General features: G+C 41.8%; 24 protein-coding genes and 1 pseudogene. 4 read left to right on the forward strand and 21 right to left on the reverse strand.

Annotated elements, in window-relative coordinates; translation table 11 throughout:
- Positions 1 to 286: 286 nt before the first annotated feature.
- The 3 genes from AC4HAI_RS04260 to ccpA form a co-directional block, all read right to left on the reverse strand.
- The gene (locus tag AC4HAI_RS04260; protein ID WP_491078757.1) at positions 287 to 1,621 is read right to left on the reverse strand and encodes a glycosyltransferase family 4 protein; all 1,335 of its coding nucleotides are present in this window, start codon (positions 1,619 to 1,621) and stop codon (positions 287 to 289) included.
- Between the two features lie 15 nt (positions 1,622 to 1,636).
- Positions 1,637 to 2,683 (reverse strand): glycosyltransferase family 4 protein, encoded by a 1,047-nt coding sequence (locus tag AC4HAI_RS04265; protein WP_491110559.1) that lies wholly within the window; start codon positions 2,681 to 2,683, stop codon positions 1,637 to 1,639.
- A gap of 118 nt (positions 2,684 to 2,801) precedes the next feature.
- Positions 2,802 to 3,803 (reverse strand): catabolite control protein A, encoded by a 1,002-nt coding sequence (ccpA, locus tag AC4HAI_RS04270; RefSeq protein WP_491110561.1) that lies wholly within the window; start codon positions 3,801 to 3,803, stop codon positions 2,802 to 2,804.
- A 199-nt stretch (positions 3,804 to 4,002) separates the two neighbouring features.
- On the opposite strand from ccpA, the gene AC4HAI_RS04275 reads away from it, so the two are divergent.
- Positions 4,003 to 5,091, forward strand: a complete 1,089-nt coding sequence (locus AC4HAI_RS04275; protein ID WP_491110562.1) for a M24 family metallopeptidase — start codon at positions 4,003 to 4,005, stop codon at positions 5,089 to 5,091.
- A gap of 180 nt (positions 5,092 to 5,271) precedes the next feature.
- Here the strand turns inward: AC4HAI_RS04275 and AC4HAI_RS04280 are convergent, their stop codons facing one another.
- A complete protein-coding gene (locus tag AC4HAI_RS04280) occupies positions 5,272 to 6,816 on the reverse strand; it encodes a ClC family H(+)/Cl(-) exchange transporter (RefSeq protein ID WP_491110563.1) in 1,545 nt (514 codons plus the stop codon).
- Between the two features lie 323 nt (positions 6,817 to 7,139).
- Here AC4HAI_RS04280 and AC4HAI_RS04285 point away from each other — a divergent pair, with 323 nt between their 5' ends.
- A complete protein-coding gene (locus AC4HAI_RS04285) occupies positions 7,140 to 7,817 on the forward strand; it encodes an NAD(P)H-dependent oxidoreductase (RefSeq protein ID WP_491110564.1) in 678 nt (225 codons plus the stop codon).
- A gap of 121 nt (positions 7,818 to 7,938) precedes the next feature.
- Entirely contained in the window at positions 7,939 to 8,331 is a 393-nt protein-coding gene (gloA, locus tag AC4HAI_RS04290; RefSeq protein WP_491110565.1) for a lactoylglutathione lyase, read from the forward strand.
- 187 nt (positions 8,332 to 8,518) lie between these two features.
- Here gloA and msrA read toward each other — a convergent pair.
- Positions 8,519 to 9,010: pseudogene (msrA, locus tag AC4HAI_RS04295) on the reverse strand (peptide-methionine (S)-S-oxide reductase MsrA); the annotation flags it as partial.
- A gap of 21 nt (positions 9,011 to 9,031) precedes the next feature.
- Positions 9,032 to 9,469 carry a peptide-methionine (R)-S-oxide reductase MsrB gene (msrB, locus tag AC4HAI_RS04300; RefSeq protein WP_491110566.1) on the reverse strand — a complete coding sequence of 146 codons (438 nt, stop codon included), beginning with the start codon at positions 9,467 to 9,469 and terminating at the stop codon, positions 9,032 to 9,034.
- A 250-nt stretch (positions 9,470 to 9,719) separates the two neighbouring features.
- Between msrB and lctO the strand changes: the two genes are divergently transcribed.
- Complete coding sequence (lctO, locus tag AC4HAI_RS04305; RefSeq protein ID WP_491110568.1) at positions 9,720 to 10,856, forward strand: L-lactate oxidase; 1,137 nt, start codon at positions 9,720 to 9,722, stop codon at positions 10,854 to 10,856.
- Between the two features lie 106 nt (positions 10,857 to 10,962).
- On the opposite strand, the gene smpB is transcribed toward lctO, so the two are convergent.
- The 15 genes from smpB to AC4HAI_RS04380 form a co-directional block, all read right to left on the reverse strand.
- Positions 10,963 to 11,433: an SsrA-binding protein SmpB gene (gene smpB, locus AC4HAI_RS04310; protein WP_491110570.1), complete on the reverse strand. Its 471-nt coding sequence runs from the start codon at positions 11,431 to 11,433 to the stop codon at positions 10,963 to 10,965.
- Positions 11,434 to 11,457: 24 nt separating this feature from the next.
- Complete coding sequence (gene rnr, locus AC4HAI_RS04315) at positions 11,458 to 13,851, reverse strand: ribonuclease R (RefSeq protein WP_491110572.1); 2,394 nt, start codon at positions 13,849 to 13,851, stop codon at positions 11,458 to 11,460.
- Between the two features lie 174 nt (positions 13,852 to 14,025).
- Positions 14,026 to 14,262 (reverse strand): preprotein translocase subunit SecG, encoded by a 237-nt coding sequence (secG, locus tag AC4HAI_RS04320; protein ID WP_491078741.1) that lies wholly within the window; start codon positions 14,260 to 14,262, stop codon positions 14,026 to 14,028.
- Positions 14,263 to 14,307: 45 nt separating this feature from the next.
- Positions 14,308 to 14,454, reverse strand: coding sequence for a 50S ribosomal protein L33 (gene rpmG / locus AC4HAI_RS04325; RefSeq protein ID WP_491110573.1), 147 nt, complete (start codon positions 14,452 to 14,454; stop codon positions 14,308 to 14,310).
- Complete coding sequence (locus tag AC4HAI_RS04330) at positions 14,451 to 15,644, reverse strand: multidrug efflux MFS transporter (protein ID WP_491110620.1); 1,194 nt, start codon at positions 15,642 to 15,644, stop codon at positions 14,451 to 14,453. The genes rpmG and AC4HAI_RS04330 overlap by 4 nt, the downstream gene beginning before the upstream one ends.
- 86 nt (positions 15,645 to 15,730) lie before the next feature.
- Positions 15,731 to 16,318 (reverse strand): dephospho-CoA kinase, encoded by a 588-nt coding sequence (gene coaE, locus AC4HAI_RS04335; RefSeq protein WP_491110574.1) that lies wholly within the window; start codon positions 16,316 to 16,318, stop codon positions 15,731 to 15,733.
- Complete coding sequence (mutM, locus tag AC4HAI_RS04340) at positions 16,315 to 17,136, reverse strand: DNA-formamidopyrimidine glycosylase (RefSeq protein ID WP_491110575.1); 822 nt, start codon at positions 17,134 to 17,136, stop codon at positions 16,315 to 16,317. The genes coaE and mutM overlap by 4 nt, the downstream gene beginning before the upstream one ends.
- Before the next feature lie 56 nt (positions 17,137 to 17,192).
- On the reverse strand, positions 17,193 to 18,089 hold the full coding sequence (gene era / locus AC4HAI_RS04345) for a GTPase Era (RefSeq protein WP_491110576.1): 897 nt from the start codon (positions 18,087 to 18,089) through the stop codon (positions 17,193 to 17,195).
- Positions 18,090 to 18,157: 68 nt separating this feature from the next.
- Positions 18,158 to 18,562, reverse strand: a complete 405-nt coding sequence (locus tag AC4HAI_RS04350) for a diacylglycerol kinase family protein (RefSeq protein ID WP_491078736.1) — start codon at positions 18,560 to 18,562, stop codon at positions 18,158 to 18,160.
- Entirely contained in the window at positions 18,543 to 19,040 is a 498-nt protein-coding gene (gene ybeY / locus AC4HAI_RS04355) for an rRNA maturation RNase YbeY (protein ID WP_491078735.1), read from the reverse strand. Before ybeY ends, AC4HAI_RS04350 begins: the two co-directional genes overlap by 20 nt.
- A 254-nt stretch (positions 19,041 to 19,294) precedes the next feature.
- Positions 19,295 to 20,440 carry a sensor histidine kinase gene (locus AC4HAI_RS04360; protein WP_491110577.1) on the reverse strand — a complete coding sequence of 382 codons (1,146 nt, stop codon included), beginning with the start codon at positions 20,438 to 20,440 and terminating at the stop codon, positions 19,295 to 19,297.
- Positions 20,425 to 21,108 carry a response regulator transcription factor gene (locus tag AC4HAI_RS04365; protein ID WP_491110579.1) on the reverse strand — a complete coding sequence of 228 codons (684 nt, stop codon included), beginning with the start codon at positions 21,106 to 21,108 and terminating at the stop codon, positions 20,425 to 20,427. The genes AC4HAI_RS04360 and AC4HAI_RS04365 overlap by 16 nt, the downstream gene beginning before the upstream one ends.
- A gap of 41 nt (positions 21,109 to 21,149) precedes the next feature.
- A complete protein-coding gene (locus tag AC4HAI_RS04370) occupies positions 21,150 to 21,857 on the reverse strand; it encodes an ABC transporter permease (protein WP_491110580.1) in 708 nt (235 codons plus the stop codon).
- The gene (locus tag AC4HAI_RS04375) at positions 21,857 to 22,648 is read right to left on the reverse strand and encodes an ABC transporter permease (RefSeq protein WP_491110581.1); all 792 of its coding nucleotides are present in this window, start codon (positions 22,646 to 22,648) and stop codon (positions 21,857 to 21,859) included. Before AC4HAI_RS04375 ends, AC4HAI_RS04370 begins: the two co-directional genes overlap by 1 nt.
- Positions 22,638 to 23,354 carry an ABC transporter ATP-binding protein gene (locus AC4HAI_RS04380; protein ID WP_491110582.1) on the reverse strand — a complete coding sequence of 239 codons (717 nt, stop codon included), beginning with the start codon at positions 23,352 to 23,354 and terminating at the stop codon, positions 22,638 to 22,640. The genes AC4HAI_RS04375 and AC4HAI_RS04380 overlap by 11 nt, the downstream gene beginning before the upstream one ends.
- Positions 23,355 to 23,382 lie beyond the last annotated feature (28 nt).

The raw sequence follows: 23,382 nt of genomic DNA on the forward strand, positions 1-23,382 counted from the left end.
GCAACGTGGTTCCACCTTCATTTATTCACGACAAAAAGTCATGAACCTCATGTTTGGTGATAAGGGGACCACCCTTTTATGTTTGCATAAAATCTAGGAAGGAGTATTTCCTGCTAGATCTGTACTTTTCCACCAAGCAAGTACTCTCTGTAAAAAATCAACCGCAGAAAACATATCTTCGCCTAATATTATATCAATCTGGTAAAAAATAGCAAGGGTAACTGCGTAAAACAGCTTAGCCAGCATCGTTTCCACTTAAATTTTGACGTCTTATTACTTAGTAGGTCTAGTCCAAGAAATCCCAAATAGATTTAACCAGTTTTGCTGGAGCCTTGACAACTTTCCGTGAGGTACTGACAGTTGTCTTGACTGCCTTGGTTGGTAGGATAACTGCCGATTTAGCAAGACGAAGGGTACGATCTGTCGCACTGCCTTCAATCGTCAACGATACCTTGCTCGGTCGCTTGCTCTGGTAGGAAATCAGGATATCTAGGTAAAATTCATAGATCGATTGCCCAAAATGCTTATCTGAAACCTCGTAGCGCTTCTTCTCCAGCTGTACCGGTGTCATCTCTGGCGTCCTAGCTATAGCTTCCAGAATCGCCTCAGGAAGATCTTGCTCTTGATAGAAAAGATGGCCGAACATCCGATTAGTGATCAGATCATCAAGGTAGGGATTGCCATGGGCAATGATCGGCGTCCCCATAGCGAGACTCTCAATATAGGTCAGCCCTTGGGTTTCACTGGTTGAGGCAGAAATAAAGAAATCTGCCGCTTTATAGTAGACCGCTGTTTCTTCATGAGCGATCATTCCAGTAAAAATCACAGCGTCACTGATGGATAAATCCTCGACCTGCTCTTTAAGTGTCTCTAAGTAGGGACCATCGCCAACAACAACCAGCTTAACATGAGGATTGTGGACCAATACTCTTGGCATAGCAGCTAAAACGGCTTGGATATTTTTTTCAGAGGATATCCGAGATAGGCTAAGGAGCACCTTGTCATCGGGAGCTATCCCCAAATCTGCCCTTAATTGGGCCACTTGCTCTTGCGACACCAACTGACTATCATAGTTTTCTAAGGGAATGCCTGTAGAAATAATTCGTTTAGGAATCTTTATACCGTAGTCCTCCAATAAATTGAGAACAATGCGGCTGGTACAAACCACACCATCTAGGTCACTTAAAAATCCTCGGACGATATATTTGACCATGCTGGGACGAATCAATTTACCATTAGCAATGTAATCCACATAATCTTCATACTGAGTATGGTAGGTATGAACTACTGGAATGCGCAGGGCGGCCCCTACCCATTTTCCTAATAAGCCCAAGCTAAACTCTGTCTGCGTATGGATGATGTCCAAGTCCAGATCCTTAGCAATCTTGTAAGTGGTTACTAGACCACGATAAACCACACGGCGGTCAGAAAAAGAGACAAAAGGTACGCTAGGAAGACGGATAATGGTTGGATCTTCATCTCGCTTAAGTCCTTTATCTGTTGCTGTAAATATGTAAACGTCATGTCCCATCTCCTCAAGAACAGATTTGAGCGTTGCCGTGCTGGTTCCGACTCCTGAAATTTGGGGAAAATAGGTATCTGTGAATAATCCAATTCTCATCTTTTTCAATCCTGTTTATTTTTTCTGCCTACCAGCCTGCGCTTGTTCTTTATAAAAGGACAACCAAGTCTCTAGAAGCCTCTCTTGCGAATAGGTCTGAGAAATAATTTTGGCTGATGCTTGCAGGTCTGCAAGAGCCGAATGATCTGAGGTCAACTGGACTAAGCCCTGACTCATTTCCTCTACATCCTTGGCTGGGTAGTACATGCCTTCTAAAATATCATGATAGAGCTCCAAATCTCTCAGCATGATAGGAACACCACAACTGGCAGCCTCCAATATGGTCATAGGAAAGAGCTCCTTATAACTAGGTAGGATAAATAAATCTGCACTTCCGTAGAGCTGGCGCATTTCCTTGGGACTGACAATCCCTGGAAAGCGGACGTTATGAGGGGGATTAGCCATGATTTTTTTATAGGCCTCATATCCATCTGTGATGCCTCCAAAGGAAAAACCACCTGCCCACACAAATAAATGGTCTGGATGCTCTTTGGCCAGCGCCAAAAAATCATCAATTCCTTTTCGCTTTTGCACCTGACCGGCACCTAGGACGACAAAGCGATCGTCCCAGCCTTGTTCTTGCCGATAGCTAGTCCGCTCCGCTTCACTCAGAGGGTACCACTTCTCCTTGTTGACAAAGTTAGGAATATAAGTGATTTTTTCTCTAGGAATACCAAAGTCTACCAAATCTTGAATAAAGCTTGGGTTGACAACCACTAAGTGGTCCATACGATTGTAAAAACTAGTTACATAGCGGCTGACGATGCCATGGAAAAGCTTAGGAATCTTTAAGCTCCCATCAAGTGTATCCGGCAAAAAGTGGACATAACCGATGTTGCGTCCACTGCGTTTTCTCCGAAAGCTCGCTAAATAGTAATTTAAATCAATGGTATGATAATGGGTAATATCTGCCTTAATAGGTAAATTTTCTGTGACTTCGAGCTGATCTTGAGCCTCTCTTTTCAAGAGGCTAACCAGCTCACGATAAGCACCTGATACCCCTTGACCAGGAACTTTTTCACTCGAACTTAACATATTTACCTTTAATTTTTGCTCTGTCATGTTTTTATTATAGCTTATTTTACTAGAAAATTCATGACTTCATGCTAAAAATACGTACTCGTAAGCTAGAAAAGCGAGTCAAACAAAAAAGTGCCTCATCACAGGACACTTGTTAGTATTAGAGACTGGAGCTGCGTTTGGTAATACCATGATTAAGGATGATATGATGCTCATCTAAGTCTTCCTTATTCATGATTTTAGTCAGCATTCTCATACTGACAGCACCTAAATCATAGATTGGTTGGTTGATCGAGCTCAAGTTGGGGCGAGTAAACTTGACGATAGGGGAGTCGTTGCTGGTGATAATCTCAAAATCTTCTGGGACAGACTTTCCAGCTGCAAAGAGACCATTGAGTAAACCTGCTGCCAACTCGTCATCTCCCACATAAGCTGCTGTTGCTCCAGAATTGATCACACGCTCAGCTAAGGCAAAGCCTTCATCATAGTTGGACTTAACCTCAAAAATTAGTCCTTCGCTATAGGTTAGACCCTTGTCTGCCAAGCCTTCTTTATAGCCTTTAAGACGCACCTTACCATTGATATCATCGATCAAGGGACCAGAAACAAAGGCAATGGCTGCATGGCGTTGGGCAAGTTCTTCAACAACGTCTTTGGTCGCTAAGCAATCATCGATCGTCACACTTGGAAACTGCTGGTCCAAATCAACTGTTCCTGCCAGAACAACGGGCGTTCGTGAGCGTGAAAATTCAAGGCGGACCTTGTCCGTCAAATGGTGCCCCATAAAAATAATACCGTCAACTTGCTTGGCAAAAAGCGCATTGATCACGGCCACTTCATTGTCACCATCCTCATCACTAGAAGCTAGGACAATATTGTACTTATACATGGTTGCAATATCATCGATCCCTTTTGCTAGGATAGAAAAATAGCTATTAGCAATATTGGGAATGACAACACCGACAGTCGTGGTCTTTTTACTGGCTAGCCCGCGAGCGACAGCATTGGGACGATAGTCTAGGCGTTCAATCACAGCCAAGACTTTCTGACGGGTATTTTCTTTGACATTTTTATTACCGTTAACTACACGACTGACCGTAGCCATAGAGACACCTGCTTCACGGGCAACATCATAGATCGTAATCGTTTCATCTGTATTCATGGGAATCTCCCTTCTTATATGAAAATAACGCTTTCAAATGTATATTAACACATTTTGTAAACACTTTCAATTTTTTTTGATAAAATCAGAAACCATCTTAATCTGACCATCCTTGTGCTTTTTCTATCTAAACCTTGATTTTTTTGGAGTATTTTGAAAGAATAGACTGGATCAATCACGTTATGAAAAGAGGTTTCCTATGTCAGCATTAAATCAGTTACAAGATTACCTTATCGCCAATGAGGCTCGCTTGGCTATCCTATCAAATCCTGTGACGATTAATTATTTAACCGGATTTGATTGTGATCCTCATGAGCGGCAGCTCTTTCTCTTTGTCTATAGTGATCTTGAGCCTGTCCTCTTTGTACCTGCCTTAGAGGTTGCTAGGGCTAGGAGCGTTGTTAGCTTTACTGTTATTGGCTATGATGATGCGGAGAATCCTTGGAAAAAAATGAGCGAGGGGCTACCTCGATTGGAAGATCATATCATTTTTACAGAGTTTGACCACCTCAATCTCACTAAATCCCACGGTCTTCAGTCTATCTTTCTGGGGCACTTTTCTGATATCTCTCCTTTTATCAACCAGATGCGCTTGATAAAGAGCCCAGATGAGATCCAAAAACTCCTCTTATCTGGAGTCTATGCTGATTATGCTATAAGGGTAGGTATCGATGCCATTAGGCAAGGGGTAACCGAGATGGATTTGATTGCCACTATAGAGTACGAACTCAAAAAGAAAGGGATCAGTCAGATGAGTTTTGACACCTTGGTTCTTTCAGGCAGCAATGCTGCCAATCCCCACGGTGTCCCAGGTACCAATGTCGTCCAGAATAATGATTTTCTTCTCTTTGATCTTGGTGTTATGTATGAGGGCTATGCTTCTGATATGACACGAACTGTGGCTATTGGTAAGCCTGATCCTATCAAAGAAGAGATCTATAAGGTCTGTTTAGAAGCCCAGCTCACTGCTCAAGATATGATCAAGCCAGGCGTCCTCGCTAGTGAGGTTGATGCAGCAGCTCGTCAGGTTATTGAAAAGGCTGGATATGGCCCATACTTCAATCATCGCTTGGGACACGGAATCGGCATTGAAGTCCATGAGTATCCGTCTATTTCAGCAAGCAGCGATCTCATCCTCCAAGAAGGGATGTGCTTCTCGATAGAGCCAGGTATCTATGTGCCTGGTAAGGCTGGAGTCCGTATTGAGGACTGCGGAAGCGTTGGTAAAAACAGCTTCCAACCCTTTACCTTTACACCTAAAGAACTTCACTATGTCGAGTTAGGATGAGGAAGTGATAACTATTGCCTCTCCTTTAGTAAGCTCATAGGGGCTACTACACTGATGCATCTGCTAATATCATATTTTCATTGCTAAAAAATAAGGCTGGGGCTTTGATTCCAGCCTTATTTTTGAATCTATTCTATTGGTAAAGTACAGGGTTGGCTTTTTTAATGAGTAATGTTTGCCTCATTCCTTCAATAATAACTCTCTGACCTGATCAATCTTGTCCTCTGGCATAACGACATTAATCGTGTTGCCTAGAATGAGCTGGGTACTGCCTGAGACGATATGAGACTTGCCGTTTTCACGCTGACTCGTAATCAATACTTCTTTAGGGAGATCGAGTTGATAGATGGCCTTTCCAGCTATTCGCTCCGTTACAGGAATCTCTATCCAGGTCAGATCTGAATCTTCTATCTTGGCCTTGGCGCCAGCTAGTAAATTTTCTAGCATAGCCTCGTAAACAGGCACACCGCCCATGAGATCCATGACGATGTAGGCCGCTAGAGTTACTGTCCCTAAGGCCATGAGCTGGCGTAAATCTCCTACCATTTCACAGACCAGAATCATAGCTGTCAAAGGAGCCTTGGAAATGGCGCCAAAGTAGGCACTCATTCCCAAAATAATAAAGAGGGGGTAACTAGCAGAATCACTCCATCCAAGAAGAAGCGTCCCCTTGCCCATCAAGGCTCCTAGACAGGCTCCCAGGGTCAAGATAGGTAGAAAAATGCCTCCAGGTAGGCCTGATCCATAGCTGACCATACTATAAATAAAACGAATGACAAACCAAGCTAGGAGTAAAAATAAGGAACTAGATGTAGTCGCCAATGAGGTGATAAATCCATTACCTCCGCCTAAGAGCTGGGGAGCTAGATAGCCTAAAGGTAAAATGGCTATAAAGGCGAGAATACTATGATAGCGGCTCTTTAGATGTAGGAGCTGGCCTAGCTTTTGATACCAGAAGGTAATTCTCAAGACGACCCACTCATAGTGGTAGGCTAGAATCCCAAGTAGAATCCCCATCAGAAGGAAAATGAGATAATTAGAGAGAGGGGGCAGGGGCAGATCTGATGACATGGCTAAGACAGGTGTCTGTCCAAAGACACGCATCGATACAATATTAGCCGTCAGACTAGCAGACAAGGCTGTTATCCAAACTCGACTGGAGAAATGATGATAGACCTCTTCAACGACAAAAAGAAGGCCAGCAATTGGGGCATTGAAGGCTGCCGATACTCCTGCAGCAGCACCGCTAGCAATCAGGGTTCGCTCTTCGATTTTACTGAGCTTGAGCCATTGGGCTATTCCCTTGCCCATCACAGCACCGACCTGAATACTAGGACCTTCACGTCCCAACATCAAGCCGCTGGAAATGCCAAAGACACCGACTAAAAATTTCCGCCATAATATAGACCACCAGTTCTGATGCATGAGCCCCTTGAGCTCCGCTTCAACCTGTGGAATTCCTGATCCCTTGATATCTGGTTCTTCGCTCATCAAGCGACCAGAAACCAGCGTATAAACCAGGTAGAGAGTGAACAATCCTGCCAGTAACCAAGGAAACTGGTGGGAGAGATGATAAATCTCTTGGATATGATCAAATATGACCTCGATCAAAAGACGAAATAGACTCACGCAAAAGCCGCCCAACAGACCTACTAAAATTCCTAAAAAGACATTTTTTAATATGGAGCTGGATAAATAACCAAACTCCTTGCGCTGATTTTGCATAATCCTCCTTCTTTTTTGACAACTTATTTAGCTCTGACTCCTACAAAAATGGTAGGTGGCACCGATCGAGCTGACAGCAGTAAACTGTACACTTTTCATATTAACAGTGACTTGAGAGGCTCTTACCTCTGGTAGGAGAAAAACACTCTAACAGTCAATAGTGCTCAATTAGAGCTGGTCTTACCTAGATGCTACCTATCTCTAAGACAAATAGCCTAGTCATGCTTTAGCCTCTTATTCTATCTTAGCACATTAGTCTTAAATTATTGGCAGGTATTTTAGAAAATGATATGATAACAAGGGTTAAGAAAAGGAGGTCTCACATGGTATTAGATTCCGTCAAATCACAGATTCGAGAAGCTTTTGATCATCGTGTCGCTGTTCGTGTATACAAGGATCAAGAAATTTCTCGGACAGATATGGAAACCATTCTAGACACTGCTTGGCTCAGTCCATCATCGGTTGGGCTTGAAGGTTGGCGCTTTATTGTCTTGGATCGCCAGCATATCAGAGAGCTAGCTCCAGAGCTTAAACCTATTGCCTGGGGAGCTGGTTCGCAACTGGACACAGCCAGTCATTTTGTTTTGCTCCTAGCTGAACGGCAGGCGCGTTACGACAGTCAAGCCATGCGTGATAGTCTGATTCGCCGTGGTTTTACTGAAGGTGATGAGGTAGAGAGCCGCCTCTCTCTTTATAAGGATTTCCAGACTAGAGACATGGAGATAGCAGATGATCCACGCGCGCTCTTTGACTGGACAGCCAAGCAAACCTACATCGCCTTGGGTAATATGATGACTACAGCTGCCCTGATGGGGATTGACTCTTGTCCTATAGAAGGGTTCAACTACAAGGAGGTCAATGCTCTTCTAGCCAAACACAAGCTCATCAATCCGAATCAAGAAGGGATCGCCAGCATGATATCCTTTGGCTATCGTCTAAAAGATCCTAAGCACCCTCGCAGTCGTAAACGACGTGAAGAGGTTATCACTTGGCTAGACTAAGCTAAAGACTAAATGTATTTAGCAGGCAGGTCAAGCAGGTGACAGGGAGGTTCTTTTTTCTAACCCTTGCTAGTCTTATGGAACTGCTGGTTTCACTCAGTATTTTTAGAAAGGATTTCTTATGAAATTTTTACATACTTGTATTCGTGTCAAAGATTTAGACGCATCTATCAAATTTTACACTGAAGCTTTTGACTTCAAAGAAGTTCGTCGTATGGACTTCCCAGAGTATGAGTTTACTATCGTTTATCTAGCTCTCGAAGGTGATGAAAGCTATGAGCTTGAATTGACTTACAACTATGGTCACCCAGGTTATGACCTTGGTGATGGCTACGGTCATATCGCTGTTGGCGTTGATGATCTGGAAGCCTATCATGATAAACATGTTCAAGCCGGTTATACAGTCACTGATATCAAGGGGCTTCCTGGTAAAGAAAATATGTTTTACTTTGTTCAAGATCCAGATGGCTATAAAACTGAAGTCATCCGCTTGAGCCAATTCTTCGAAGATTAATGATAGAAAATTGATAGCTAATCTTTAGTAAAAAAATAGGCTGAGACAAAAGTTCTCAGCCTTATTTATTTGGTCCATTTTATCTGCTAGGCACAGGTCGAGCAAAGACAATCAAACTTCTTAACATGATTGGTTGCTGTCCCTCTCTCTTTTCTTGTAATCTTTATCGCTCTTAGCTGGCCGTTGGATCTGTCAGCGGTACCTTTGCCAGATTTAAGTCAATATGGCAATAGCCGTTGGGATTTTTCTTGAGGTAATCTTGATGATACTCCTCAGCATCTAAGAAATGGCGTAAGGGCTCAAGCTCAACAGCTAGAGAACGGCCTCCATGCTCACGGCTAACTTGATCCATCATAGCCTGAGCAGCGGTACGCTCTTCCTCATCTACATAGTAGATACCGGTGCGGTATTGACGACCGATGTCATTACCTTGACGGTTGATTGAGAAGGGATCAATCACACGAAAATAGTGCTGCAAAAGCTCACTTAGACTGATACGCTCAGGATCATAAGTCACGGCTACTGTTTCAGCATGATCAGTAGCATCGATCAATTCGTAGGAGGTTACCTCTGATTGTCCGTTGGCATAACCAACACGGGTGCTAAGGACGCCATCAAGCAGGTCAAAGTAACCTTCAACACCCCAGAAACAGCCACCAGCTAGATAAATTGTTTTCATCGTCATACACCCTTTCTAGTCTTACTCGACAATAGCTTTATAATCGCCGTAGCCTTCTTGCTCCATATCCTCATAGGGAATAAACTTGAGGGCTGCAGAGTTGATGCAGTAGCGTAGACCTCCACGATCTACTGGCCCATCATTAAAGACATGACCGAGATGAGAGTTAGCCTCACGGCTGCGCACCTCAATACGTCGCATACCATAAGAAAGATCTTCGTGGTTTGTTACCATACGATTTTCGATAGGTTTTGTAAAGGCTGGCCAACCACAGCCAGAATCGTATTTATCCGTTGATGCAAACAAAGGCTCACCGCTCACAATATCGACGTAGATCCCTTTTTCAAAGAACTCATCATATTCACCTGTAAAGGCACGCTCTGTTGCTGCATTTTGCGTGACTTCATAAGAGAGGTCACCAATACGCTGACGCAGGTCTTGTGCATTATCTTGTGTCATATGCCTACCTCTTTTCTTTATATAGTGAAGTTAGTTTACTGCTTTTTTGCATGTGCGTCAAAAATTTACTCCGCTTTTTATAGCATTCAAATGCCGGACTAATAGGCTTTCTTCATTAAGATAAGAAATTTGTAAGCTAGTGCTTGTGTCAATTTCACAAGCATGCTATAATCTCTTTGAATAGGTTTTGTAAACGTTTTCTTGTAAACGTGAAAATTTCTATCTGATTATGATTTAGGAGGTGTCAGTTATGGCATTCTATACAAGCAGTGCACAAGGGCCTATCGATTTTATCAATGCCTTTGATTTGGAAAAAATGGCTCAAAAGGTTATTCCTAAAGGAGCCTTTGGTTATATTGCATCCGGTGCAGGGGATACCTTCACCCTGCATGAAAATATTCGCTCATTCAACCATAAATTGATTGTACCTCACACCTTGCGTGGCGTGGAAAATCCTTCTACGGAGACTGTATTTGATGGCGATAATCTATCGTCACCCTTGATTATGGCTCCGGTTGCTGCACATAAGTTAGCCAATGTTCAAGGAGAAGTCGCCTCTGCCAAGGGTGTACATGCCTTTGGCTCCCTCTATACGACTTCCTCTTATTCTTCGACAGATCTTCCTGAGATTACTGAGGCATTACAGGGTACACCACATTGGTTCCAATTTTACTTTTCAAAAGATAATGGTATCAATCGTCATATCATGGATCGTGTCAAGGCTCAAGGCATAAAGGCCATTGTCCTAACGGCTGATGCCACTGTCGGTGGCAATAGGGAGACTGATGCTAGAAACGGCTTTGTCTTTCCGATTGGTATGCCAATCGTTCAGGAATATTTACCTGACGGTGCTGGTAAAACTATGGACTATGTCTATAAGTCAGCTAAACAAGCGCTATCTCCTAAGGATGTTGAGTTTATCGCCCAGTATTCTGGACTGCCAGTCTATGTCAAGGGACCACAGTCCAAGGAAGATGTCGAGATCGCCCTCAGTGCCGGTGCTTCTGGTATCTGGGTAACCAATCATGGTGGGCGCCAGCTCGATGGTGGACCTGCTGCCTTCGACTCTCTCCAAGAAGTCGCCGAGGCTGTTGATAAGCGTGTTCCTATCGTCTTTGACTCTGGTATCCGTCGTGGTCAGCATATCTTCAAGGCGCTGGCTTCTGGTGCCGATCTAGTTGCTCTGGGCCGTCCTGCTATCTATGGACTGGCACTCGGTGGCAGTATCGGTGTCCAACAAGTCTTTGAAAAACTCAATGATGAACTCAAAATGGTCATGCAACTGGCTGGTACCCAAACGATTGACGATGTTAAAAATGTCACCCTCAGACACAATTCTTATGACCCATCTGTCGAGTATGATGTCAATGAATTGAGACTTTACTAAGGATATAAAAATAATCTCATCAGACAATTTCATTTCAATATTCTACTGATGATCATCTCTGAATTTCACAAAAAACCCCAATTCCTTTCCATAAGGAATTGGGGTTTTAGTGATTAAAATTCTTCATGACGCGCTTAATATCACGCTCTTGGTCTCGGCGCTTGATGGTTTCTCGCTTATCATAATCGTGTTTCCCTTTGGCTAAGCCTAAGAGAATCTTAGCAAAGCCCCTCTTGATATAAACTTTTAAAGGGATCAGGGTCATGCCGCTTCCTTTTAACTCCTGCTCCAGGTGAGTGATTTCACGTTTTTTTAAAAGGAGCTTACGGGTGCGCTCTGGGTCTTGATTCCAAATATTTCCCTGCTCAAAGGGCGCAATGTGGACATTAACCAGCCAGGCTTCCCCATTTTTTAATTGAGCATAGCCATCTTTTAGCTGAATCCGAGAGGCGCGAACGGATTTAATCTCAGTTCCTGTCAAAACTACACCAGCTTCAATCGTGTCGACGATGGTGTAATCATGCCTAGCTTTTTTATTTTGCGCCAAGGCCTTGCTGTCTGGGCTATTTTTAGCCATAACTATCCATCATCCTCTCTAATCTTAGCGTTTTTTCTTACGACGCCGTCCATTTTCACGACCTTTATGATCATTGTGGGGACGGTTTTGATTTTTGCGCTTATCTGGTTTTTTCTTAGAGGTTTTGTGGTCATCAAATCGAGGCTTATTGGTCTTTTTATCCTTATCACCAGACCCTCGATCATTGCGACGACGCTTGGATCCATAACGATTACTACGGAATTCACGAGCCTTTTCTTCACGGGCACGACGGGCTTGATGGTCTACTTTTTCTACAATATCAAAGTCACTTGGCAGGTATTCAAAATCAATATCGCCTGTTTCTTTATCAGCCCTACTCAGGCGAACACGGATAGGCTGACCGATACGGAACACCTTACCCGTCCGTTCTCCCTGAAGACTCATGGTCCGTTCATGATAATGGTAAAACTCAGGGAGACTGGTGATATGGACGAGCCCCTCGATAGAGTTTGGCAACTCGACAAAAAGACCAAATTTGACCACACTGGCAATAATAGCATCAAACTCTTGTCCCACCTGCTCTTCCATGTACTCAGCCTTTTTCATGGCTTCAACGGTACGCTCAGCCTCTATAGCACGGCGCTCCAAGGCAGAAGACGATGTCGCCAATTCTGGGATAACCTCTTCAAAGTGCTCTTTTTTCTCTTGGGTCAGTTGGCCATATTCACGGACCATACGATGGACCAAGAGGTCAGGATAACGGCGAATAGGACTGGTAAAATGCGTATAGTACTCAGCAGCTAGGCCGTAGTGACCATGATTATGCTCAGAATAGCGAGCTTGCTGCATAGAACGCAGTAACATCAGAGACATGACATCATAGCCTGATTCTCCCTTGATCTTAGCCATAAATTCCTGAAGCGATTTTTGGCTGAGACTGGTTGCTGTTCCATAGATAGGTATCCCAAAAAGCGAAGCATAGTCCATAAACTTCTGCAATTTTTCTGCCTTTGGTGTCTCATGGATACGGTAGATAAAAGGAAGATCCGCTTTGGCAAAGTGCTCCGCCACACACTCATTGGCTGCTAGCATGAAGGACTCAATCATCCGTTCAGCAATACCACGGTCACGCAAGACGATATCTGTCGGCTGCCCCTTGTCATCGACTAAAATGCGAGGCTCTGAACGGTCAAAATCCAAGGCACCTCTGCGTTGGCGCATGTCTACTAAGATTTTATGAAGCTCAGCCATATAGCTCACAGAATCCATAATGGGCTTAAATTGCTCAATGACAGCTTGGTTGCCTGCCAGCATTTCATTGACATCCGAGTAGGTCATCCGAAAGGTTGTCTTAATGACTGTCTGAGTAATGATATGTTTGAGCACACGCCCTTGAGGATTGATCTCCATAATGGCTGACTGGGTTAAGCGGTCCACATTAGGATTAAGAGAGCAGATACCATTTGACAGACGTTCTGGCAGCATAGGAACGACACGATCCGTCACATAGACCGATGTCCCCCGGGCTATGGCTTCCTGATCCAAAGCCGAACCTTCGGTGACATAGTAAGATACATCAGCAATGTGGACCCCTAGTTCATAGTTCCCATTAGGTAGCTTTTTGATGTGGACAGCATCATCTAGGTCCTTAGCTTCCTTGCCATCAATGGTGAAGGTAATCTCATCACGCAAATCGAGTCTGCCTTCCATATCAGTCTGTGAAGGTGCCTCTGGAATCGCTGCAGCCTCAGCCATGACCTCCTCCGGAAAGTCCGAGACAATGTCCATCGATTCCAATACCTCAAGGACATCAATACCAGCGTCATCCTGATGGCCAATGATGTCAAGGACGTGAGCGATAAAATAATCGTGATGACGGGTTGGGTATCTATCAATAGCCACCTTAACAACCTCAGATCCATCGAGGGCAAGAGGTTCTTTTTTGATATAAATTTTTTGGGTGATTTTTTGATTTTTAGACGTGATGTAGCCTGCATACTGCGGATGTTCATCATCCAGGGTAAATTTACCGACTACTGTCTTGATAGCACGGTCGACAATATCTACTACCCGAGCCTCCGCAGCAGTACCTTTCAGGCGATCTGCTGGCTTTTTGATAACAACCTCTACAGTATCCCCGTCAATAGCATGACCTACATCATTACGACCGATGAACATGTCCTCTTCATCATCACTGACATGGAGGAAAGCAAAGCCATTCTTATTCGCCCGAAATATACCTTGGACGGTTATTTCCTTTTTGCTTTGGGATTCGCTTCTACGTAGACCGACCGATCCATCTTTGTGAAAGCGCAATTGTCCCTGACTCTCTAACTTGGAGAGCATCTTAATCAACTCTGGAAAGTGGTCGGCTCCTGCCATATTTAAAGCTTGAGCCAGTTCATTAACGCTAGACTTTCCAGCTTCTTTTAAATACTCAATTATTTTGTTTTTCATGGTACTCTTTCTTATTTTAGGGAGGAAGTATATCTCATCAATTTGGTAAGGATGCTATAACTTTTAGCTCGCTTTGGTAGTGACGATTGGATCGATCCCTACTTTTAAAAAACTCAGGATCGACAAATCCTTATCAAAAAAAGGAGCCTGACTGGGCCGGGCTCTTTTTTGTGATTACTTACTTGATAGGATAGCAAGAACTAGGGCATCCAACAACCACAAGAAGATCATGATGGCTGTAAAGCGCTCCATAAAGGCCTCGAACCCACGCGCTTTTGAGCGTTCAAACAAAGCTTCTGAACCGCTGTTATCAAATACATTGCTGCTTGGATTTTTCTGAGGCTGCATAAAAATAGCAATAATTAAAACCACAGATATAACTAGCAAAGCAGTTAGTAAAATGTTGTACATCGCTTTTCCTCCACTATAGTCTTAGGTAGTTTACCATAATACTTCTCAAGATTCAAGGTGCAGGGTCACTTTTCGCTCTTTAGGGCAGTACTTGGGTACCTGAATTTTTTCTGGATGGCTTGTCTTATTTTTACTGGTCAGGTAGTTTTTGTTACCACAAGAACTACACTTTAAATTTATCTTTATCCTCACGCTATTTCCTTAACCTTCAAATACTGTCTAAAGTTGATAAAGCTCCAACTAAAATTGACGAAAACAATCAGGGCAGTGATATAAAAAACCCAGAAGTAACCTAGTCCTGCAGCAACACTGGATCCGATAAAAGGACCTACCACCTGTCCGATATTCGTGAACATCTGATTATAACTAAAGATCCGTGATAAGCCTTCTTTGGGAGAAATCTTGGTGAGCAGGGAGTTGACACTAGGCATAAGGGCTCCTGTCCCAAAACCGTACATAAAGCGTAAAAGCCCCAACTGCAAGGGTGTCTTGGCCTGAGCAAAGGACAAATACATACAAAAACTGTAAAACAGGGCTAAGAGTAAGAGGCGGTGATTACCGATACGATCGCCAATCTTCCCCAGAAAAGAACTCGATAGCATACTGGAGAAACCCATAGCTGACACGATTAAACCTGATACAAATAATAGATTTTCCTTTTGGCCGAGATGTCTGATATAAAGCGCCAATATAGGGGCAATGGACTGGGCGGAAATCTGAATAATCATGCTGGTTACAAAGAGTCCCAATAAAACCTGGCCATCCTTTACTTGTCTCAATAGTTCCCTAGTGGCAAGTTCTTGATTCTTGTGGACAGGTTTGAAATCTTCTTTGACCAGAACAATGGTCATGACATTCAGGATAATCAGGAGAACCCCCACAAATAAGAAGAGATTACGAATCCCTAATAAATCTGCAAAGTAGCCTCCTAACAGAGGTCCAATTAGGGTCCCTGCAGTTACCCCTGTAGCTAGGGTTCCAAGCGCATAGCCTAATTTTTTCTGTGGTGCTTGGCTGGCGATAAGAGCTGTGGAATTAGGGACATAGCCAGCAAACATACCATTGAGCAGACGCATCAGCAATAGCCAAAAGACATTGGGGACAAAAGCCAGCCCGCCCATAGTAAAGGCCATGACTAGGCTGGCTCGGATCATCATGGGTTTTCGGCCGTAGCGATCAGCTAGCTTCCCCCAAATGGGGGCAACAAGAGCTGAGGCGAGGGCTGATAAGGAAACAGACAAACCAGCATATAATTCAACCATACCTGGTTTCGCCCCCAGCTGCTCTACAAACAGGGACATAAAGGGCATGACCAAAGAAAAGCTGGCTCCTGTCAGAAAGTTGCCAAACCAAGCTACTCTTAAATTTTGTCGCCAATTAATGGTCTTACTAATAGGTCATCATCTTCTTTCTTAAACACTTCGTCCATATTATAGCACATGTTGTGCCAGGGCCCTAGCCAAGCTTTCTAGATTTTCTCCAACAACTGATCTAGCTGGGCGTAGGTCCTTTCTAAACTGGCATTATTATCAATAATTTTGTGAGAGCGTTTACGTTTTTGTTCTAACGACATCTGCGCTGCCAGACGCTCTAGGGCTTGAGTTTTCGTGAGGTTATCTCGTTCCATTAAGCGCTCAATCTGCTTATCAGGCTCCAAGCTAACCAGCCAAATCTCATCAAACCAGCTATCAAACTCTAACTCAAACAGGAGGGGAATATCCATAAAAAAGATAGCTTGGGTTTCGGACAAGCGATCTCTTCGTTTAGCTAACTCCTCACGGATAATCTTATTTTGAAGCTTAGCAGACTTCTCTTGATTCGCTGGACTTGAGAAAATCATCTCTGAGAGTTTAGGGCGATCCAGTTGACCGTCTGCTTGCAAGATAGCTGTTCCAAAGGTAAAAACTAGAGCTTGATAGAGAATACCGCCCTTTGCCTGCAACTCATGGACGACTTGATCAGCATCGATTACCTCATAGCCTGCTTGACGAATATAAGCACTTACCCTTGATTTCCCAGAGGCAATACCGCCTGTTATTCCAATAATTTTACTCATTTTTTCTGACATTTAGGACAGTAGTGACTGCCCCGTCCCCCTACTTTAATCTTTACGATGGGCCTTCCACAACGCGGGCAGGGGGCGTCTGCCCTGCCATAAGCCTGCAGTTCTTCCTGCATAGTGCCATCTTCACCAAGAGCATTGCGATAGGTTCTAATGGTCGATCCACCTTTTTTGATAGCTAAGTCTAAAATCCTAATAATCTCATCGTGGAGTCTCTTGATCTGGGCTTTTTTGAGACTCTTAGCAGGGGATTCTGGATGCACTCCAGCTGCCCATAGCACCTCATCAGCATAAATATTTCCCAGTCCAGCGACCAGTCGTTGATCGAGTAACAGGGACTTGATAGGCTTTGAAGACGCTAATATCCCACGCTCAAAAGGGGCTAGTTTGAAGACATCTTGCTGGGGTTCAGGACCTAATTTCTTGCTTAGAAAATAGGCGTCTTCCTGATTTTTGACCAACCAGTCAAAGGTACCAAACTTTCGAACATCTTGATAGACTAAAGTCGCACCATTATCCAGTCTAAAGAAGGCATGAAAGTGCTTATTCGCTGGAACCTGATCGTAAAAGAGCAGATACTTGCCCTCCATACGCAAGTGGGAGATCAATAGGTAGGAACCAAAATCAAAGATTAGGTACTTCCCTCGCCTGCGCATGGCCAGTAATACTTGTCCGGGTAACTCTAGCCTCAACTGATCAGGATCAGTCTTGATCATCTTTGGAATCTTAAAGTCAGCAGATAGAAATGTCCGTCCAACAAGCAGACGCTCTAGCCCCCGTCTAACAGTCTCCACTTCAGGTAACTCAGGCATGGCATTCTCCCTTCAAAATAAGAGTCTGGAAGCCAAAGTCCAAACTCTCCTTATGATTAGTATTCTTTTTTGTTATAACCAAAGTCAGCCAAGTCTAGCTTTTTATCCCGCCAATTTTTCTTGACCTTAACCCAGGTCTCGAGATAGACCTTGTCTCCTAGCATGATTTCAATATCACGTCTGGCCATCTTGCCAATTTTCTTTAGCATGGCGCCTTGCTTACCAATGATAATCCCTTTTTGACTATCACGCTCAACCATAATAGTCGCACGAATATGGATTTTGTCGGTCTCTTCATCACGCTTCATAGACTCAATGACCACGGCAACTGAGTGCGGAACTTCTTGCTCAGTCAAGGTCAGTATCTTCTCACGAATCATCTCAGAGACTAAGAATCGCTCTGGATGATCGGTAATCTGATCTTCTGGAAAATATTGGAAGCCTTCTTCTAAATTATCTTTGAGAAGGTTCAAAAGGGTATCCACATTATTGCCCTGAAGGGCAGAAATCGGTACAACTTCCTTGAAAGTCATCTGGGACCGGAAGTCATCAATCTTTTCCAGAAGCTGGTCAGGATGGACCTTATCAATCTTATTGATCACTAGGATTACGGGGATGTTGGCTGCTTTGAGCCGCTCCATAATCATGTTATCTCCTTTGCCTCGCTCTTCGTCAGCTGGTACCATAAAGAGGACCGTCTCTACTTCACGTAAAGTCGAATAAGCTGACTCGACCATGAAATCGCCAAGGGCGGTCTTTGGCTTATGAATCCCCGGCGTATCAATAAAGACAATCTGCTCATTTTCTGTAGTGTAGATTCCCATAATTTTATTGCGGGTTGTCTGTGCTTTATCGCTCATGATGGCAATCTTTTGCCCCATGACTTGATTTAGGAAGGTGGACTTCCCAACATTTGGTCGCCCTAAAATGGCAACAAATCCTGATTTAAACATATTATTATCGAGTCTAGCTCAAGCTAGTACTCAGCCCTTTCTAAGACTATTCATCTTGTCATTTTTTATCAATGAAATAGAAATTCCCAAATTTTTGGAATAAAAATAATCATTCCCGTCACTACCGCATAGGCTGAGATCATTAAAACAGCACCCGCTGCCATGTCCTTAGCATTTTTAGCCAACATGGAAAAGTGGTAATTACTGGCTAAGTCCACAACATTTTCTATAGCAGAGTTGATCGTCTCAAAGGTGATGACCAAAAAGATAGCTGATAGTAAAAACAGCCATTCTATCGCTGAGATTCTAAAAATCAGACCTGCTAGGATAGCTAGTACTGCTGAGACCGCATGCTTTTGCATATTGCGCTCTTCTTTAAAAGCTGTCACTATCCCAGTTAAGGCAAATTCCAAACTCGACGTCAGGGTTCTATTTTTCCATTTTTTAGGGGAATTAGTCTCTCGTAAGTCCATAAGCTGTCAAAATCTCTTCCTGTAGGGTGAACATTTCCTTTTCTTCCTCGGGAGTATAGTGGTCATAGCCATTAATGTGAAGAAAGCCATGTACAGCTAAGAAACCCATCTCACGCTCAAAGCTGTGACCATAGTCCTCTGCTTGCTCATGGGCCTTATCTACTGATATGAATAGCTCTCCTATATAAGCATCATAGTCTTCCATCATATCAGCCAAATCTGGATCCATAGCCAAGTCTTCCTCAGAAAAGAGGACTGGTATCTCAGGCTTATACTCTAGGCTGACAACATCAGTTGGACGATCCATCCCACGGTACTCTAGATTGATTTTATGGATAGTGCTATTATCCACAAAAGTAAGAGCCATTTCCTTATTGTCCTTGCCCAATTTCTGTGCTGCAAAGTTTAGCATGTCCGTAATCTTACTCATCAGTTCTTGTGAGACTTCTTTGGTCTCGTCAGTCATTTCAATATACATTGCTTTATCCCCATCTTTTCAATCTTTATTATAGCATAAAAAGAGATTAATAGCCTAAGACCCTAGAAGGATTGTCTCCTCGCACGATTGAGTCGTGTCATGGCTCAGGCTGTGATTGTTACTTTCTCAACAGTAGCGATAAGCAACCGTCCTGATCAAGATAGGTATAAAAATCGAGCCTGAGACAAAAGCCCAAACTCGTTAGTATTATTCAAGATTTAACTAATAAGCTGTTGTTATGAGTCCTACATCGTTCATTTTTGATCTTTGACAGTAAACAAATCATTATGGTTCACGGTTTCTAAAGCCTTATCTTGACTAACGATTGGTAATACCAACTTGACTAGTGCGCCTTGACCATCGTTTTGTAACAAGAGCTCTCCTGAATGAAGGTGCATAACTTGCTTTACAAATGCCAGACCAATTCCAAAATGGCCTGCTTGATAGTTTCTGCTAGCATCTTCTCTATAAAACAGTTTACCGAAATTACTTAGTACTTCTTTAGAAAATTCTGAACCATTATTCCAAACTTCAATTAGTAAGTAATTTTCCTCTTCTGTGAGCGTTATTTCTACCCTTTTATGATTATTATCTGCATAAGTTATGGCATTATTAAGAACATTTGTAACAGCTCGAATTATCAAATCAAGATCAATAGATATCTGCTTATCTGAATATAAGTGATCAGAAAACGTATTTTCAATATTTTCCGTTAATAAATATTGACTCTCTTGTCGAATAATTTCTTTAAATTTTTGTAGATTATATGGGACCAATGATAGTTTATCATTATGCAGCGTTTTAGAGTAACTAATTAATTGGTTGAAATATTTTTCAAGTTGGACACTTGCTTTTTCAATATCAGTAAGGCATTGTCTGTCCATGTCAGATAAATCTGAGGAATTTAACAGTTCCGAGTTCCCCTTGATGACTGTCAAAGGGGTTTTTAAATCATGTGCCATTGCTGATACTCTAAAAATAAGATCTTCTTTTTGATCTTTCTCAATTTGGATCATATCCTTAATTTTAGCTTTCATTTCTTCTATATGCTTATTGGTCTCTATAAATTCATAAAGAGTTAATCGAGGAGAGATGTCGGACGGATTCAGCTCTGAACTGCTACGATAAACTGTATCCATTTCCCTTTTGACAATTTTCAACGCATATTTTGTATTAACAACGACAATGATTATTAAAGAGATACAAATATATATCCAAGAAAATACGTTAAAAAATAGCTCCATCATTTCCCTACCTAATGAATGGGATTGTACTCTAACATCTAATGAAACGGTGGATATTGGAATAATGTAAGCAATAATTAGATTTAAGCTAAATTGTCTGATGATTTTCCATTTTACCTTGCTAATCAATCCCTGAAAGTCTAGTCTTCGTTCCATCGATAACCGCCTCCCCACTGCGTTTTTATCGGAATGATTGAAAAAGGCTTCAATTTGGATCGAATTTGGTAAATAAACTCTGTAATTGAACGGAATTGAACTTCTGACTCTGTAGGATAGATTCTTTCATATAGTTCCTCCATTGAAAAAATTCTTTTAGGATTACTTGCTAAAGTATCAATCAAGATAAATTCTCTTTTAGTCAGTGGGACAACCCCTCCTTTTACAGATAATACTTGGTTTACCTTATCGACTAAGATATCTCCAAATATCAGTTCTCTTTTTATGGAGTTTCGTCTTTCTTCTCTACGAATATGCATGTTCACTCTTGCGACTAGCTCTGCAATGCTGAAAGGTTTGATTATATAATCATCTGCACCTGCTTTAATTCCTCTCAATACCTCAGACTCTAGGCTTTTAGCCGTGATAAATATAATTGGAACCTCAATTTTTTCACGTATCTGTTCACAAATTTCAATACCATTGATTGGCATCATGATATCTAATAAAATAAGATCGTAGCCAATAAACTGGCAAATATCAATATTTTCAAGATCTAGCAATGCTGTCACTTCAAAGTCGGAACGTTCTAAAGCGTTTTTTATCAATCGAAGAATACTATCATCATCGTCTATCACTAGGATCTTGTAATTTCGTTTAGTTTCCATAGCTAAATATTACCACAAAATTTAAAATACAGAGTTTACCATTATCGAATAGAACGCCTCATGAACATTACACAAGATAAAGTTAGTAATGCCAGTGCCCAAATAGCTTGTATCGACAGTCCTGATTCCAAAGGAAGATAGGGAGAGCTTGCTACTGGTAAAAATAAATTCATGGTGGAGATAATAGGGAAATATAGGAAGATATTATTAAATTGTAAGAGCATTTGACCTAATCCAAGTAAAAATGATAACGATAGTCCCGCTGAAAGTACTATTGACTGTGTCAATACCACTAAACAACTGCAAATAAGAATTAAACTAAGTGATGCTATTGAAATCTGAACAGTAGAAATCCAAATATCTTGAATTATATCTATATTGTAGTAGAGTTTCGTAATGATTGTTGTGAATAGTGTTATCACTACCCACAGTAAGATAATTACAGAAATTAAAACGAATAGTTTGGAGAACAAGAATTTTAATCTATTGGGTACTGTTAGCAATGATGTCCGTAGAGCAGAGCTTACAAATTCTTGTCCTATATACATGATAGAAATAACAATTACACCAGCTTGCCCCAGGTAGTAGCTCTCTAAAAATTGTTTTATAACATAGCTCTCAGAAATTTTATTTGGTGTTTCATGTAAAAATATAACAAAAGCTGGCACCATACAAATTGTCACTAATGCCGTCAGCACTATCCATCTATGATAAATAAGTTTTAAATATTCGCTTTTTATTATCGCCATTATTCCCCTCCCAGATCCTCTTTTGTAAATTTAATCTTAGCTACGGTTCCAAACAAAATAATCCATAGGCTTAAGCAGGCAATACTGACTAAAGGGGGCGAAGTTAGTCTGGTTGGAGTTGTCGCAATTAAATCTTGTCCTAGAGAAACTGGCAATAATCGTGCTAACTGTACTCTGTCTGCCAAAAAAGTTCCTAAATTATAAAGTTGTGGGATTAAAAAAATGAGGGAGACAATTGATGTTTTCGTTAAGAACGCTATCACATAAGATAAGATGGTTAATAGTGTCCAAGATATGGAACTTAAAGTGATGAAATACCATTCTTTAGCGTTTAAGATAATGGGATTTAATCCATGACTCCCTAAAGCTAATTGACTTAAAGCTATTGATAGAGTTATTGATAAAATGGAAATGGCAAAAACAAATAATAGGGTAGCTATCAATTTTGATAAATAAAATGTATTCTTATCTGGTTGTTGTAATAGGGTAGTGCGTAAACTATTATTATGGTACTCTGAGCCACCTAACACTGCACCCAAAATAATCATAGCAAATAATCCTATTAGAATAGAATCAAATCCAAAAAATTCAATTGGAGGAACGGCTTCCAGTAAACCATTCTGTGCTTCAGGCTTCGCATCCAAACCGACGGATAACAATTGTCTAGAACTAATATAAGCTAGAAGGGGCTGTACAATCAAAATAATCGGTAATACAACCATTGTCGCCTTACTATAGATAATCTTCCAAAACTCTGCAAGAAGACTGTATTTCATAATATTATCTTTCATAGTCTCCTCCTATTAAACTAAAGAACACTTCTTCTAAACTACTGTGTCCTTCAAGCAGTTCCTGTAACTCTCCGTTAGCCACAATAGAACCTTTATTAATAAATACAACCTGATCTGTTACAGCTTCTACTTCAGAAAGAATATGAGAGGATAATAATACCGTTTTACCACTGTTTGCCTGCTCAGTAATAAAATTTCTAAACCAGCGAATACCACTGGGATCTAACCCATTAGTCGGCTCATCTAAAATAAGGTACTGGGGATCTCCTAATAAGGCTGTAGCAATTCCTAAACGCTGTCCCTCTCCTAAAGACAAACTATTAATCTTCGCCTGAGCTTTGTGCGTAATATCTGTCATTTTTAATACTTCTGATATTCTTGACAATTCAATACCATTACTAACTGCTGCAATTTTTAGGTGCTGTTTTACTGTGCGATCTCCTGGAGCGCCTACGCCATCAAACGAAGCTCCCACTGTCAGAAGCGGAAAAGAAATTTCAGAATATCTTTTTCCGCCAATTAGCGCTGACCCTGAAGTAGCTCTATCCAAGCCAAGAAGAATTCTTAGAGTGGAACTTTTTCCAGCACCATTGGGTCCTAAAAAGGCTGTAACTTTACCTTCTTCTGCTGTAAATGTGACATTTTTTAAAATATCTCCAAATTTATAATGTTTTGTTATTCCTTTTATTTCAATATTTTTCAACATAATATACCTCAAACTAAAAATTGTTCTT

The organism is Streptococcus sp. ALY_208 (assembly GCF_058314295.1).

What these genes read in the sequence shown, in the direction of transcription:
- rnr (WP_491110572.1), bottom strand. Translation starts at nt 13,851, where the DNA reads ATGAAAAACAAAATAATTGAGTATTTAAAAGAAGCTGGAAAGTCTAGC.
- ybeY (WP_491078735.1), bottom strand. Translation starts at nt 19,040, where the DNA reads ATGTATATTGAAATGACTGACGAGACCAAAGAAGTCTCACAAGAACTG.
- AC4HAI_RS04260 (WP_491078757.1), bottom strand. Translation starts at nt 1,621, where the DNA reads ATGAGAATTGGATTATTCACAGATACCTATTTTCCCCAAATTTCAGGA.
- AC4HAI_RS04360 (WP_491110577.1), bottom strand. Translation starts at nt 20,440, where the DNA reads ATGGAACGAAGACTAGACTTTCAGGGATTGATTAGCAAGGTAAAATGG.
- AC4HAI_RS04275 (WP_491110562.1), top strand. Translation starts at nt 4,003, where the DNA reads ATGTCAGCATTAAATCAGTTACAAGATTACCTTATCGCCAATGAGGCT.
- AC4HAI_RS04265 (WP_491110559.1), bottom strand. Translation starts at nt 2,683, where the DNA reads ATGACAGAGCAAAAATTAAAGGTAAATATGTTAAGTTCGAGTGAAAAA.
- ccpA (WP_491110561.1), bottom strand. Translation starts at nt 3,803, where the DNA reads ATGAATACAGATGAAACGATTACGATCTATGATGTTGCCCGTGAAGCA.
- mutM (WP_491110575.1), bottom strand. Translation starts at nt 17,136, where the DNA reads ATGCCTGAGTTACCTGAAGTGGAGACTGTTAGACGGGGGCTAGAGCGT.
- secG (WP_491078741.1), bottom strand. Translation starts at nt 14,262, where the DNA reads ATGTACAACATTTTACTAACTGCTTTGCTAGTTATATCTGTGGTTTTA.
- AC4HAI_RS04280 (WP_491110563.1), bottom strand. Translation starts at nt 6,816, where the DNA reads ATGCAAAATCAGCGCAAGGAGTTTGGTTATTTATCCAGCTCCATATTA.
- AC4HAI_RS04285 (WP_491110564.1), top strand. Translation starts at nt 7,140, where the DNA reads ATGGTATTAGATTCCGTCAAATCACAGATTCGAGAAGCTTTTGATCAT.
- AC4HAI_RS04350 (WP_491078736.1), bottom strand. Translation starts at nt 18,562, where the DNA reads ATGGACTTACGAGAGACTAATTCCCCTAAAAAATGGAAAAATAGAACC.
- era (WP_491110576.1), bottom strand. Translation starts at nt 18,089, where the DNA reads ATGTTTAAATCAGGATTTGTTGCCATTTTAGGGCGACCAAATGTTGGG.
- AC4HAI_RS04380 (WP_491110582.1), bottom strand. Translation starts at nt 23,354, where the DNA reads ATGTTGAAAAATATTGAAATAAAAGGAATAACAAAACATTATAAATTT.
- lctO (WP_491110568.1), top strand. Translation starts at nt 9,720, where the DNA reads ATGGCATTCTATACAAGCAGTGCACAAGGGCCTATCGATTTTATCAAT.
- coaE (WP_491110574.1), bottom strand. Translation starts at nt 16,318, where the DNA reads ATGAGTAAAATTATTGGAATAACAGGCGGTATTGCCTCTGGGAAATCA.
- AC4HAI_RS04370 (WP_491110580.1), bottom strand. Translation starts at nt 21,857, where the DNA reads ATGGCGATAATAAAAAGCGAATATTTAAAACTTATTTATCATAGATGG.
- AC4HAI_RS04375 (WP_491110581.1), bottom strand. Translation starts at nt 22,648, where the DNA reads ATGAAAGATAATATTATGAAATACAGTCTTCTTGCAGAGTTTTGGAAG.
- gloA (WP_491110565.1), top strand. Translation starts at nt 7,939, where the DNA reads ATGAAATTTTTACATACTTGTATTCGTGTCAAAGATTTAGACGCATCT.
- smpB (WP_491110570.1), bottom strand. Translation starts at nt 11,433, where the DNA reads ATGGCTAAAAATAGCCCAGACAGCAAGGCCTTGGCGCAAAATAAAAAA.
- AC4HAI_RS04365 (WP_491110579.1), bottom strand. Translation starts at nt 21,108, where the DNA reads ATGGAAACTAAACGAAATTACAAGATCCTAGTGATAGACGATGATGAT.
- msrB (WP_491110566.1), bottom strand. Translation starts at nt 9,469, where the DNA reads ATGACACAAGATAATGCACAAGACCTGCGTCAGCGTATTGGTGACCTC.